General features: G+C 58.6%; 13 protein-coding genes. 1 reads left to right on the top strand and 12 read right to left on the bottom strand.

Translation table 11 applies throughout. The features are described 5' to 3' along the window. Positions 1-34: 34 nt before the first annotated feature. The 6 genes from G7Y51_RS05550 to G7Y51_RS05525 all read right to left on the bottom strand — a co-directional run bounded on the left by G7Y51_RS05550 (position 35) and on the right by G7Y51_RS05525 (position 6,610). Positions 35-751 carry a hypothetical protein gene (locus tag G7Y51_RS05550; protein WP_165175378.1) on the bottom strand — a complete coding sequence of 239 codons (717 nt, stop codon included), beginning with the start codon at positions 749-751 and terminating at the stop codon, positions 35-37. A 61-nt stretch (positions 752-812) separates the two neighbouring features. Next, entirely contained in the window at positions 813-2,135 is a 1,323-nt protein-coding gene (locus tag G7Y51_RS05545) for a TRAP transporter large permease subunit (RefSeq protein WP_206214259.1), read from the bottom strand. Between the two features lie 34 nt (positions 2,136-2,169). Then, on the bottom strand, positions 2,170-2,754 hold the full coding sequence (locus G7Y51_RS05540) for a TRAP transporter small permease subunit (RefSeq protein ID WP_165175376.1): 585 nt from the start codon (positions 2,752-2,754) through the stop codon (positions 2,170-2,172). Between the two features lie 138 nt (positions 2,755-2,892). Beyond that, complete coding sequence (locus tag G7Y51_RS05535; RefSeq protein WP_165175374.1) at positions 2,893-4,008, bottom strand: TRAP transporter substrate-binding protein; 1,116 nt, start codon at positions 4,006-4,008, stop codon at positions 2,893-2,895. A gap of 351 nt (positions 4,009-4,359) precedes the next feature. Then, on the bottom strand, positions 4,360-4,569 hold the full coding sequence (locus G7Y51_RS13560; protein ID WP_206214258.1) for a hypothetical protein: 210 nt from the start codon (positions 4,567-4,569) through the stop codon (positions 4,360-4,362). Between the two features lie 826 nt (positions 4,570-5,395). Further along, entirely contained in the window at positions 5,396-6,610 is a 1,215-nt protein-coding gene (locus G7Y51_RS05525) for a DUF2254 family protein (RefSeq protein ID WP_206214257.1), read from the bottom strand. A gap of 336 nt (positions 6,611-6,946) precedes the next feature. Here G7Y51_RS05525 and G7Y51_RS05520 point away from each other — a divergent pair, with 336 nt between their 5' ends. Beyond that, positions 6,947-7,996, top strand: coding sequence for a bifunctional methionine sulfoxide reductase B/A protein (locus G7Y51_RS05520; RefSeq protein WP_206214256.1), 1,050 nt, complete (start codon positions 6,947-6,949; stop codon positions 7,994-7,996). A gap of 301 nt (positions 7,997-8,297) precedes the next feature. On the opposite strand, the gene G7Y51_RS05515 is transcribed toward G7Y51_RS05520, so the two are convergent. The 6 genes from G7Y51_RS05515 to G7Y51_RS05490 all read right to left on the bottom strand — a co-directional run bounded on the left by G7Y51_RS05515 (position 8,298) and on the right by G7Y51_RS05490 (position 13,350). Beyond that, positions 8,298-9,377: an ABC transporter substrate-binding protein gene (locus G7Y51_RS05515; RefSeq protein ID WP_165175370.1), complete on the bottom strand. Its 1,080-nt coding sequence runs from the start codon at positions 9,375-9,377 to the stop codon at positions 8,298-8,300. Between the two features lie 141 nt (positions 9,378-9,518). Next, positions 9,519-9,989, bottom strand: coding sequence for a hypothetical protein (locus tag G7Y51_RS05510; protein WP_165175369.1), 471 nt, complete (start codon positions 9,987-9,989; stop codon positions 9,519-9,521). A 1-nt stretch (position 9,990) separates the two neighbouring features. Then, positions 9,991-10,776 carry an ABC transporter ATP-binding protein gene (locus G7Y51_RS05505; RefSeq protein ID WP_165072598.1) on the bottom strand — a complete coding sequence of 262 codons (786 nt, stop codon included), beginning with the start codon at positions 10,774-10,776 and terminating at the stop codon, positions 9,991-9,993. Positions 10,777-10,905: 129 nt separating this feature from the next. Further along, positions 10,906-11,754: an ABC transporter permease gene (locus G7Y51_RS05500; RefSeq protein WP_165175368.1), complete on the bottom strand. Its 849-nt coding sequence runs from the start codon at positions 11,752-11,754 to the stop codon at positions 10,906-10,908. A gap of 3 nt (positions 11,755-11,757) precedes the next feature. Continuing rightward, positions 11,758-12,552, bottom strand: a complete 795-nt coding sequence (locus G7Y51_RS05495; protein ID WP_165072594.1) for an ABC transporter permease — start codon at positions 12,550-12,552, stop codon at positions 11,758-11,760. A 42-nt stretch (positions 12,553-12,594) separates the two neighbouring features. Further along, positions 12,595-13,350, bottom strand: coding sequence for an ABC transporter ATP-binding protein (locus G7Y51_RS05490; RefSeq protein WP_165072592.1), 756 nt, complete (start codon positions 13,348-13,350; stop codon positions 12,595-12,597). Positions 13,351-13,700: the final 350 nt, after the last annotated feature.

Here is a 13,700-nt window from a genome sequence, read left to right as displayed (position 1 = left end):
CTGGAGTGGGTTGCGTTGGGAAAATGGCTCTGCTTTACCGGTTATAGGTTTGCAGCTCCAGCACCGGCAGGCTGAAATCCACGAGTATATGGACCACATTGCCCTTGCCGTCGCCCAGCAGGGTCACCTCGGCTTCGCGCGTTTCGGCCGCTACCACCTGCAAAAGTTCGGAGAGATTGCGCGCCATGACTTTTGTCTCGCGGCTGATCTGCCGGGTGTCGAACCAGGCGTAGCTCAGGCGGACCGGATTTTTTTTGTCGTGCAGATTTTTAATCCGGCGCTGCAATTCGTCGGGGCCCCCGGTCTTGAGGATGGCCGGAAAGTCCAGACGCGCGCCGTCCGCGAGCATGGCCAGCATTTCAAAGCCCATCTCGCGCAGGCTGCTGTTGACCGCCGCAAGCCGTTGGGCGTCGCCGGCCCCCATCAGGCTCACGCGCACCAGCGCATCCTCGCGGAACTCCAGTCGCACGGTCCAGGACAGCCCGGCGAACGAGGCTTCGGGCAGGATGACGTCGTTGGCGAATTCCCCCTGGCCGGGCCGCGCGCCCGGCAGTTTCACAGCCTGCGCCCTGGGCAGCCCGAAAATGTAGGAGGCAAAGAGTACGGGTTGGCTTTTTCGATCCGTGGCGCATTGCGCTGCCGTGACGCAGGTCCGGGGGATCTCGCGACCGGCAAAAGCGGCCTGAGGCCGGAAGAGCGCCACGGCCGGGAGCAGGAGGCAGAGGAGCAGCAGGACGGTGCTGATGCGCATGGGCGCACTCCGGGTGTTGGCGTGGACGCGGCCAAGACGCGGCCGCGCCCACGGGCGGATGTTATTGTTTCAGATAATTGGGCAGCCAGGTCACGATGGCGGGAAACATGATGATCAGGATAAGCCCCACCAACTGGCAGCCGATATACTGAAACATGCCTTTATAGATGTCGTTCAGCGGCCAGTGCGGCAGGCTTCCCTTGATAAAGTAACAGGAGAGGGCCACCGGCGGCGAGAGCCAGGAAGTCTGCAAGGTCACGGCCACCACCAGGCAGAACCACAGCTTGTCGAAGTGCATGGCTTCCACCACGGGAATCAGCAGGGGCACCAAGATGAGCACGATGGGCACCCACTCCATGGCCCAGCCCATGAAGAAGATGATGGCCATGATCAGAACCAGCATGAACATGGGGGCGATATCCATGCCCAGCAGGGCGTTGGACAGAGCCACCGCGCCGCCCAGACGGGAAAACACGGCGCCGAAGAAATTGCAGGAGGCGATCATGATCAGGATCATGGACGAAAGCAGAATGGTGCTGTGCAGGGCCTTGGACACTCCCTTCCAGGTGAATTTGCCGTAGGCGATCACCAGAACCAGCGCGCCGAAGGCCCCGCAGGCCGAGGCTTCGGTGGGCGTGGCGATGCCGCAGAGAATGCTGCCCAGAGTGGCGAAAATGAGGAGGGCCAGCGGCACCGCCCCGATGAACAGCTCCTTGAATACACGAACCATGCTGGTGGCGCGCTCCTCCTTGGGCAGAGGCGGACCGTACTTGGGCCAGATGGCGCACCTGATCAGCGAATAGGCGATGTAAATGCCCGCCAGCAGAAGGCCGGGCAGGATGGCGGCGGCGAAAAGGTCCGTGATGGGCAGACCCATGATGGGGCCGAGCACCACCAGCATGATGCTGGGCGGGATGAGAATGCCCAGGGTTCCGGCGGCGGCGATGCAGCCCGCGCCCATGCGGATGTCGTAGCCGCTGCGGCGCATGGAGGGCTCGGCCATGATGCAGAGCAGGTTGACCGAAGAGCCCACAATGCCCGTGGCCGCGGCGAAAATGGTGCCCGTCAGGCTGATGGCCCCGTACAGGGAGCCGGGCAGCCGCGCCAGCAGCAACTGGAATGATCGGAACAGCCTGTCCATGAGCCCGGCGCCTTCCAGAAGATAGCCCATGAGCAGAAAGAAGGGGATGGCGCCCATGACCGGGTCGCTCATGACCTGCCAGAACTGGATGGTCAGCAGGTGGAAGACCAGCTTGCCGAAGCCGAGAAAGCCGAACAGCAGGCCGCTGAAAATCATGGTGTAGGAAATGGGGAAGCCCGTACAGAACAGGCCGAACATAGAGATGATAGACAGGACCGCCAGCATTTCATTTGATATATCCATGAGGGTGATCTCCTTCAGATGCCCTGACCGGCGGCTAGTCCTTGGCTTCGCCGAGTTGGTCGCTGTTCCAGAGATTTTGGCCGGTCTTCCAGCGGTACCAGCACTTGATCACTTCAGAGACTCCCTGCAGCAGGGTCAGGGCCACGCATACGGGAATGGCGAACTTGGCTGGCCAGATGACCGGCATCCACGGGCTGGTGACGGAAACCTCATTCTGTATGAAGGATTTCCAGGCATAGGCGATGGCGATATACAGAAAGACCAGATGCGCGGGAAAGAAAAAGATGATGTAGTTGGCCATGTCCACCGCGGCTTTGGTTTTGACCGACCAGGCGTGGTAGAAGAAGTCCGTGCGGATGTGGTTGCCGGTCAGCAGACAGTAAGGAGAGCCGAGCATGAAGTGGATGGCGTAGAGGATTATGGCCATGTCCATGGCCCAGATGGAGGGCGCGGTGAAGATATTGCGCATGATCACTTCGTACATGATGGAAAGCATCATGGGGATGGCCAGCCATGCGGTAAGCTTGCCCACGCCGGCATTGAACCCGTCCACGGCGGCGACGATTTTTTTGGGGCCCGGCGCTACCTGCGCCATGGCCAGTTCAAGCGATTGAGACATAACGTCCTCCTGTGCAACAAGCCTCCCGTCGTTGTGCGGGGCGGTCGGTCCGGCGAAAAAACCGACGTTTTCCGTCGACGTGCGCGGCATGCCGCGAACGCGCGGGAGCAAGGGTTCCCGCGCGTTCGCGCCAGTCGTTTATTTGTAGTCGGTGATGATGCCCTCATCCATGGCGGTTTTGCCCATCATGTAATACAGGCCGTTGGAACGCACCTGGAAAGGCACGGTGAGCTTGGCCCAGGCGATCTGGGAGTCGTGCACCTTCTTGAAGAAGGGATCCTTGGCGTACTTGGCGATGACCGTGCGCGCCGCCTTCATGAAGGCGGGGTAGTAGTCGGCCGGAGTTTCCTCGATGACCACGCCGTCTTCGCGCACCATCTTTTCCAGAGCTTGGGAGTTGACCTTGATGCCGTTCAGCAACTGATCGGTGACGCAGGCCTTCATGGCCACGTTGATGGCCGCCTGGAGGTGCTTGGGCAGCGCCTCGAACCAGGTCTTGTTGATGTACACGTCGCCGATGGAAATGGCCTGGTGCAGGCCCTGCAGATAGTAGTGCTTCCAGATTTCGGGAAAGCCCATGACGATGTCCTCGCCCGGGGCGATCCATTCGGCCGCGTCAATGGCGCCGCGCTGCGCGGCCGGGATGATATCGCCGCCGGCCATGGACACCACGGGCATGCCCATTGCCTTGAAGGCTTCAGCGGGCACGCCCGGAGGCGCCCGGAACGTCAGTTTGTTGATCTCCGTGTGGGACGTGTATTTTTTGTTGAACCAGCCGAAGCATTCGGGACCCATGGGCAGCACGGGCCAGGACATCATGTCCAGCTTCAGGATGTTCTGATAGTATTCGTTGAGCAGTTTGAGGCCCTCGCCTTCAAACATCCAGGAGAGCTGCGCCATCTGGTCGAGGCCGTAACCCAGGCCGCCGATGGGGGCTGAAAACAGCGTGCCCGCGGGGTGCTTGCCCGAGGCCCAGTGCGTCCAGCTCATGCCGCCGTTGACCAGGCCTTCGCTTACGGCGTCGAAAATCTCGAAACCTTTGACAATGGCGCCGTCCGCGAACAGTTCGACCTTGATTTGTCCCTGAGAGAGCTCCTCAATATTTTTTTTCAGGCGCTCCAGCGTCTTGAAATACATGCTTGAGGTGGCCAGGGAGGTCTGGATTTTCAGCTCATAGGTCTTTGCCGACGCCGTGGAAAACCCGCAGGACAGGATAAAAGCCAAGGATAAAAACAGTGAAAACAGTTTCTTCATGACGACTCCTCGCTTGGGGTGGTGATGATCGAACAAAGCCTGTGTGATTTTCTTTTTCCTCCTTTCGCCGTGCGCTTTCGCGCGGGATTCGGCGTGTTGCGTTTCTGGCGGCACGGGAAACCGCTATGCTTCGGTGGAGCTTTTGGGGAGCGTCCGCCGGGCGTGACGCAGAAGTGACAATGGAATATTTACTGAAAGATGTAAGGGTACATTACTCTTTGCGGAACATGCGTACTATCGCAAATGCGACATATGCGGTTTTTTTTCAGACAAAATGATGCATTCCGCCGCGTATGGCCTGCCAGGGCATATGCTTTCGCATCAAATATATATTAATCTATAAAATATGCATTAGACGTTTTCTGTTGCGTGCGCTGCACCATAAACAAACCGCAACTCCAGATGGAAGAGATCGGCTGTGCACAGCTTCCCTGGCAGAGCATTTTCTCTTTGAAAATGCTCTGCTGACGCGAAAGCGGCAGCCGCCGCAACGCGGCGTACATTCAGGCGAAAACCGCGTTTTTCGCCTGAATGCCACCTTTGACTTTCATAAAAAGTCAAAGGTAATCTGCTCTAAGAAAAGAAAAACCGTGTCTCGTTCCATCCCGCCAGCTGCGCACAGGCAACTGAGCTTCTTTTTCGTTCTGCAAGCCGAGGGCAGCGAACAGTGAAGAAAGGGCCGACTCAGTAGTGCAATGAGTCGGCCCCATGACAAAGGGAGGGAGGTGTGAGAGGGGGCAGGTATTTTGGGAGTGCAATAAACTGCATGCGCCTTATGGTGCATTCAGTTTTAGAGCGTTTTGCTCATGAAATGAGCTCAACGCTCTGGCGACAGCGTTAGCTGGGGCCCGCGCCGAATGAGCGTCCATACCGCTTTCTGGACGCGAAATGATGGCAGCGAAGTGATTGAAAATGGATATTTTCAATCAAAAAGTGCTCTAAGGAGATTTTCCATGTGGAACGTGTTTTTTCACCCATACGCTGGCGACCTCGTTTTCACTCCCACCGCGCGGCGTAAGGCCTGCCTGGGAGGGGGGGCAGCCCCTTTGGGGGGGAAGGGACTGCCCCGGTGACAAAGAGTAGGTTGGTTCAGGAATCAGATAAAGTATATTTTTGAAGTTGTAAACAAATATTTTTAAAAATTTTTATATTTTTTTATCAATACAGTTTTATTGAATAATTTATATTTTAGTGCTTCTTTCTATGACCGAAGTTCTCATACTCCCCTGAGCACAGCCATGCCGTCAAATTTTCAGCATGAGCAAAAAATAATCAATTATTATACTTGGATATGTAAAATCATCCACTTACAACGCATCGCAGAGCATATTTTTTGAAACGCTCGCTCCGGCGCTTCACGGCGCGAGCATTTCAAAAGCAATATGCTCTACTGGGCAGCGCCCGTTTTTGCCGCATCGGCGGCGGCGTGAGCCCGAAGGCAAGCCCGTGCGGCGTCCGCCAGCGGGCCCGGACAATTCTCGGCCACGGCGGCCAGCATCTCCCGCAGGCAGGCGGTGAATTCCGGCCAATCAGCAGCATTGCGCGTAAGCAGCGGAAATATGTCCTCAAGAAACCTGCGCGTCTGGAGCGGCCTTGCGGTCAGGCGAGGGTAGCGCAGGCTCCGATCAACCTCCGGGGCCAGGCCCTCGCTGAAATTGTCAATCAGAATACGTCCCACGGCGTCCACGGCGTGCATGGCCGTGCCCGGATCATTCTTGCCCAGGGAACGTTGGCTTATGTCCGCCAGAACCCGCAGGCCGAAGGACGGATCAAGGGTAAAGTTCTGCCTTTGCCCCAGAGTAAAAGCCCTGGACACGATTTGCTGCTGCTTTTCCGTCAGCCGCGAGGAAGTTGCCAGCACCGCCACCGGCAGAGCCGGATGCACGCGCTGCCCGCTGCGCACCAGCAGGTGCAGGCTTGTGTCCAGCTCGTCGGCCAGAGTGTTGAGCGCGCCTAAATCCATTTCCTGGAGGTAGCCTGTGCCCTGCACATGAAGAGGCGTGCCGGCGGGCGTGTCTTCCGGTCCCGGCCGGCAGCCGAGGGTCGGGCGCTGCAAGTGCTTGCGCATGACGCTGGACGTCACATTTTCCAGCCGTTCCACGATATAATCCAATTTGCCGAAGAGCGAGAGCGTTCGCAGCCAGCGCAGAAAGGCCAGGAGCACAAATGTCAGCATCACGACGGTTTCCAGCAGGAGCACCAGACGGCCCGTGGCGCCGTAATAGCCCAGGCCCAGAGCGATGATCGCCACCAGGGAGAAAATGAAGGCGGCCACAAAAGCGGAAATGGCCTCATTGGCCCTGCCGTCGCTGATCAGCACGTCTGTGGCGCGCGGCGAGGTGTGGCTGCTGGTGAAGGAAAAGGTGGCATACAGGATGGACAGGGAAAAAGTGCTGATGGTCAGCATGGTGGGGGCTATGAAGGTGAGCAGGCCCTGGAGCATGTCTTTGTCGACCAGGGGCGCGGTATCACGCGGCAGAAAAGTGTCCGCGAAGGCGGCGAAGAGGACAGCGAGAATGGAAATCACACTGCACACGGCCGGATAAAACCAAAGACGGCGGGTGCACCTGGACCAGAAAGTACATATTTTCGAGATGGACATGCGGAGCCTCTTTTTATCTTCTCTAGTATTTTTGTAAGGATAAACATCCTCTAAGAATGTATTATGATATAAACTAAATTAATTTGCAATTTGAAAGCGCGATGTAAAACTATTCTGCACGCAACTGAAGCCCTTAGAGTGCTTTGCTAATGAAATCAGCAAAACGCTCTGGCGACAGCGTTAGAGCAGCAGGAATCTGCTGCGGCGCATGTGCGGCTCTTGCCCTGGCAAGGCGGGCGGCATATACAGGAAATACAAGCAGCGGAACGGTTGCTGCTTGCCACAAACAACCCGCGCCGGTCGCGTTTTGCGGCCCTGGGGCGCGCAGGGACGAGTATGAATCAGAAAATTTTCAGCATGCTGCGGCGCGCTGTTGCGGCCTTGTTGCTGTTCTGGCCGGTCTGGCCGGTCATGGCGGCAACAGCGGCCCAGCCTGATGCCGCGCAAGAGGCGCATATGACTGCTGCATTCCCCATGCCTCCGCTCACGCAACGCGAGGCGGACGTTTTGTTGCGAAAGGCGACCGAGGCCCCGTATACCGGGCAGTATGTGAACAATCATGCCGTCGGGACGTACATCTGCCGCCAATGCGGTATGCCGCTTTACCATTCCGAAGACAAATTCGACTCCGGCTGCGGCTGGCCTGCTTTCGACGATGCCGTGCCCGGCGCGGTACGGCGCATGCCCGATGCAGACGGGCAACGGGTGGAGATTCTCTGCGCCCATTGCGGCGGCCATCTGGGCCATGTTTTTGAAGGCGAGGGCTTTACCCGCAAGAACACCCGGCATTGCGTCAATTCCCTGTCCATGAGCTTTGCGCCTGCGGGCAGCCCGGAGGAAAAGGCCGCTTTCGCGCGGGCAGCGCGGGCCGCGCCCTGCTCCGGCACGGCCATAGTGGCCGGAGGGTGCTTCTGGGGCGTGGAAGACGCCTTCCGCAAACTGCCCGGTGTCTGCGACGCTGTTTCGGGCTATACAGGCGGCCGGACGGCAAATCCGAGATATGAGGATGTCAGCCGGGGCGATACCGGGCACGCCGAGGCCGTGCGGGTCAGCTTTGATCCTTCACGCGTTTCGTATGAGCACATCCTGCGGCGTTTTTTTGAAGTGCATGATCCCACGCAGCTCAACAGGCAGGGGCCGGATGTGGGTTCACAGTATCGCTCGGCCGTTTTTTATCTGAACGACGAGCAAAAGGCCGTGGCCGAAAAATTGATCGCCCGCCTCAAAGACCTGGGCTACAAGGTAGTCACCCAAGTGCTCCCGGCCGGGCCCTTTTACCCGGCGGAAGCGTACCATCAGCGCTTTGCGGAGCGCACGGGCCGGGGCGGCTGCCATCTGCCCGTGCCGCGCTTTGAGCGCCGCGCCGACGGCAGCCCGGCGCAGTAGAGCGTTTTCTCTTTGAAAATGCTCTGCTGACGCGAAAGCGGCAGCCGCCGCAACGCGGCGTACATTCAGGCGAAAACCGCGTTTTTCGCCTGAATGCCACCTTTGACTTTCATAAAAAGTCAAAGGTAATCTGCTCTAGATGCGCTGCCTTTTCCAGTCTGGCGCAAAGCGACAGGAGCCGCCAAGCGGCATGGATTCTGCCGGAAACGCGTTGTCCGGGCTGAATGCCGCAAAAAAGAGGGCCTTCTCCCCAAGGGGAGAAGGCCCTTCAGTCAGCGCGGCGCTTTATGCCGCTTCAGACTTACTTGTAAGCCGGGATCGGGGTCTTGACCATCTTCAGGAACTTGTTGGTGGCATACTTGCCGTCCTGGACCTTCTTGGCTTCCGCAGGAGTGATGCGACCCACGGTTGTAAAGAAGTCGGCGATTTCGCCCTGCCACTCCTGGGCCTGGCTCTGGCCCTTGGAGTCGTCGAACATCACCAGCTGCTCGTCCAGGTTGTACACGGGATGCTTCTGGATGTCCTTGAGCGCCAGCTTCTTGTCATAATCCTTGCCGGCCCATTCCAGGAAGAAGCGGCGGTATTCGGGCACCAGGCTTTCCGCGCTCTCCTTCTGGAGCATGTTCACGGCGCGCAGATAGATGCCCAGGAATTTGGCGGTGATTTCAGGATGAGAATTGGCATACTTGGCATCGGCAATCAAGACGATGGGGTTGCCCTTTTTGCACATCTTGAGATCCGCGGCAAGCACGCCGCCCTTGTCCATAACCAAGAAGAGGTGCGGCGCCCAGAGGGCCACGCCGTCGCCGATCTTGTTTTCAAAGGCGCCCACGGCCTGGGCCTGATCCATGTTCTTGATCACCACGTCGCTGTCCTTGAGGCCCAGGACGTTAAGCCAGGAGGAAAGCGCATAGTGGGCCGAGCTCACGGTGGTGACCAGGAAGGTTTTGCCCTTCACGGTTTCGGGGCTGCCCAGCACGTCGGGATAGTCTTTGTTCCAGCCCTTGACCTTGGCAATGGGGCTGTCCTTGCGCACTACCACGCCATTGGTCATGGATTCGTCATTGCCGTTGGCAATGACAATGGTGTCGTAGCGCAGATTGCCCAGCATGGCCGGAACCGCGCCCATGCCCGCATACACCCATTCGCCGGAGGGCAGGGCGTTCAGAATGTCCGCGCCGGAGTTGAAGTATTTGATTTCAACGTCCAGGCCGGCTTCTTTGTCCCAGCCTTTTTCCTTGGCATACCACATCAGAAAGGTCTCATGCTCGTCCATCCAGGCAGTGGGCACTTTGACCAGCTTGTCCGCGGCCATGGCCATGCCCGCGATGCTCAGCACAAAGACGGCGGTCAGCGCCAGAGAAATCCATTTTTTCAACATACATATCCTCCTGAATAACACGTTAAGTCCGGGTCCGTTCGCACTCCGTAAAAGCCCGGACGCGGGCCGTCCACGGCAACGGCTGTAACCCTCGACGCAAACTGTCGGCAGCTCCAGGGAGCCGTCTTTCCCCATACGCTTCTACAACACCGGGCAGCGGTGTTTCTTTTCCATTGAAGCCCTGGGCGGTCCGGCTGTTGCGACGCCGCTCATGGCCGTCATCTCCTGTTCTTGCTTTTGCTGAGCTATACGCAAAGCATAGCAGGTGCGCAAGCGGTATGCAAGATATTGCAGCAGGCAGCCCATGCCCGCGAGCAGCAGGCTCGTCAGCCAGTGCGCGCCCATGAGCCATGCCCCAAAAGCCGCCAGGCAGAGCAGCATGCCGCCCACGCGTCGCCAAAAGACCCGGCGGTAGACGGCCTTGATCTCTTCCGTGCTGATCTGCCCGCTGTCCAAGGCCGCAGCCTCTTGCGGCCGCCCGTTGCCTTCCGCATTGCCGCGAAGGGCGACCCCGGCGGCAAAACGCGCACAGACGGCGCGCGCCGCCCACCAGACCAGGATCGCGCCCAGGCCCCCGGCCAGCAGGCTGAAGATCAGCGTGCCCGCAGCCATATCAGAGAATCAGCTCCGTATTGGCGATGATTTCCTCGCGCAGTTCCAAAAGCTCCATGGAGGTATGCTCGCGCGGCCGCGGCAGGTTGATGGGGTATTCGGTCTTGATGGTGCCCGGCAGTTTGCCTTCCATCAGCACAATGCGATCGCCCAGGTACAGCGCTTCGTCGATATTGTTGGTGACAAAGAGCACGGTGCGTTTGTCCTGTTCCCAGATCCGGGCCGTCTCCACCTGCATGTACATGCGGGTCTGGGCGTCCAGCTGGCCGAAGGGCTCGTCCAAGAGCATGACCTTGGGCGAGTTGGCATAGGCCCGGGCAATGCCCACGCGCTGTTTCATGCCGCCGGAGAGCTGGTGGGGGTAATGATTCTCAAAGCCTTGCAGGCCCACCATCTTGATGTAGTGGTCGGCGATGTTGTGCCGTTCGGCCGCGGGCACATCGCGCAGTCTGAGGCCCAGTTCCACGTTATCGCGCACGGTTTTCCAGGCAAAGAGCATGTAGCTCTGAAACACGATGCCGCGATCCGGCCCGGGGCCGGTCACGGGCTCGCCGTCCAGGGTCACATAGCCCTTGTCCGGAATTTCCAGCCCGGCAATAATCTTCAGCAGCGTGGATTTGCCGCTCTGGCCCGGACCCAGGACGACCAGGAATTCGTTTTCGTAAACATCCAGGGTGATGTCCCTGATCACCGGCACTTCCTGATTGCCCTTCTGAATGAAGGTCTTGCTGATGTCCTCACAGTGGATTTTCAGCGTGGGCGCACACTTGTCGTTCTGCTCGCTCATGTGTCTATCCTTTTACTACGCCCGCTTCGGCGGTGAACCGCGCAACCGTGGTGCGCGCGCCTTGGTGGCGGCGTTTGCTCGGGCAGGCGCCAGAGCACTTTCAAAGCAAAATTGCTGCGGGCCGTGGCATCAGACATTGTCAATGCTGCGCTTCCAGGGGCAGAGCTTGCGCTCCAGCAAGCCCACGCCCAGGGAGCTTATCCAAGCCGCGGCCGCAATCAGCAGCATGCCGCTGAGAACCAGGGACGGCTGGTGCGTGTCCATGCCGCGCTTGATCAAAAAGCCCAGGCCGTCGCGGGAGTTCATCAGCTCGGCGGCGAGCACGCAGGTCCAGGCCGCGCTGAGCGAAATCTGCAGGCCCGCGAAGACCGCCGGAAAGGAGGCCGGAAAGCAGACATGGAAGATCTCGTCCTTGCGCGTGCCGCCCAGCACCCGGATGACGTCGTACAGGTCCGGATCCACCAGGCGCACGCCGTTGTAGGCGTTCAACAGGCAGGGCACGAACGTGCCGATGATGATGATGAACACCTTGGAAAACTCGCCGATGCCGAACCAGAGAATGGCAATGGACACCCAGGCGATGGGCGGCATGGGCTTGAACAGGTCGAAAAGCGGCTTGACGATGCTGTTCACGGTTTTGTTCAGGGCCATGAACAGGCCCAGGGGCACGGCCACGATGCTCGCCAGCACAAAGCCGATGAGCACGCGCTGGAAGCTGGCCCAGATGTGGCCCCAGAGATTGCTGCCCGCGAAATTCATGCTGGTCAGGCGGATCATCATGTCCAGCACTTCCTTGGGCGTGGCCAGGGAGTCCCGGAAGATCTTTTCGGCCGCCGTCCAGTGCCAGAGCCAGAAAAAGCCGAGAATCGAGACGGCGTACAAAAAGTAGGTATTGGTGATCAGTTTGTAGAACGTAAACCGTCCGCGTTCTGCGGCGTGGTCAACGGTTTCGTTGGCAATGGATGAAGAACCGCTCATGAATTACCTCCTGATGCCCGCCAGCAGTCGTTTTTCGACATAGTCGATGATGATCCCGATGATCGCGCCCGAAATGCCCACGCAGATCATGCCGAGCACGATCAGATCAGGCCGGGCCACACGGCCGCCCATGGTGATCAGAAAGCCCAGGCCGGAATCGGCGGCCAGCAGCTCGGCGCCCACCAGGTTGGTCCAGCAGTAGGCCAGAGCAAGTTGCAGCGCGCCGAAAACCATGGGCAGGGAGGACGGGATGCAAAGCTGGGTGAATATCTGCCAGTCGTTGGCTCCGTAGGTCCTGGCCATCTGGATCAAAACCGGATTGGTCATGCGCACGCCCACATAGGCGTTGATCACGCAGGGCACAATGCCCGCGATCCAGATGATAAAGACCTTGCCTGTCAGCCCGATGCCGAACCAGAACACGGTCAGCGGAATCCAGGCAATGGGCGGGATGGGCCGGATCAGCTCGAAAATAGGCCGGAAGAGGCCCTCGGCCACTTTAAACCAGCCCATGGCCAGCCCCAGGGGCAGACCCACCAGCAGCGCCAGCACATAGCCGATGAAAGCTTCGGTCAGGCTGGTTTTGAAGTGGGTCAGCATCACGGCCCCGTCGGGATTGGGGTTGGTCAGCTTGTCGATAAAAGCATGGAAGACCTGCGTCGGGGAGGCCAGCAGGGTCTGGGGAATCATGCCCGAGCGCACTGCGGTTTCCCAAATCAGAAAGAAAGCAATGACGCTGATATAGGGAAGCGCTCGAAGCAGCGGCGGTTCTTTGACCACAACAGTTTGGTAAGCCATAACATCCTCCGGGCGGCTGCGTTTGCGGGGGCGGGCCAAAGCCTACCACCAGCGGATAAGCTCCGTGACCTGCCTGCGCAGTTCCACAAATCTGGGGTCGATGAGTTTGCGGGGGCGGGGCAGATCCACTTGGATTTCCGCCTTGACCTTGGTGGGCTTGTTGGTCAGCACAAGGATGCGCTCGGCCACATAGACAGCCTCCTCAATGTTGTGGGTGACAAAGAGAATGGTGCTGTTCAGCTTTTGCCAGAGGTTGACCAGTTCGTCTTCAAGGTAGAAGCGCAGCTTCACGTCCAACTGGCCGTAAGGCTCGTCCATCAGCAAGAGGTCGGGGTTCACCGCAAAGGCGCGGGAAACCGCGATGCGCTGCATCATGCTGGCTGAAACCTGATTGGGGTAAAGATCGGCGCAGGAGGAAAGGCCCACAAGGTCCATAATGTCCGAGGCGCGCTGGAAGCGTTCCTCTTTGCCGACGCCTTTGACCTCCATGCCGTAGGCCACGTTTTCGCGCACCGTGCGCCAGGGCAGGCAGGTGGGCTCCTGAAAGACATAGGCGATATTGTGTTTTTTGGGGTTGGCTTCCTGCCCGTCGATAAGAATATCGCCTTCAGTGGCGGGCATGAGTTTGGAAAGGCAGTTCAAAAATGTAGTCTTGCCGCAACCGGTGGGGCCGACGATGGCCAGCAGCTCTCCATTTTTGATGGTGAAATTGATGCCATCAAGAACGGTGAGATCGCCAAAACGCTTGGTGAGATTATTCACCCGGATTTTGACGTCAGCTTCATCCTGACAGGGCACTGGCAGCTCCTTCTGTTGACGTGTGGAACTCCTTCAGGAACCCCGGCCCGGGGTTCGCCTAAACCGTAAAAACTGTAAAAAGAAAAAAAATCAGTCCATTACAGGTGTTGTTGGCCGCTCTCCGGAACATCTGCCCGGCGGCCTCAAGCTCTCGCCTCTCTGCAAGCGCCCGGTGTTCTCCGGCGCTGCTGTCAAGCTTACTAGCATTGTGGATTATTTGAGCATTGTCATCTCCTTTGAACCGAAGGGCGTCAGAATGTGAAAGAAAGCACATGCACCGACACAACAACAGACATATTCTCGTCCCTGCGGGGCGGCAGAGCTGCAGTCATGCCGCCCCGTTTGTTTGC

It is taken from the genome of Desulfovibrio sp. ZJ369 (assembly GCF_011039085.1).
Lineage (GTDB): Bacteria > Desulfobacterota > Desulfovibrionia > Desulfovibrionales > Desulfovibrionaceae > Desulfovibrio.
This window is presented reverse-complemented; position numbering and strand designations above follow the sequence as displayed.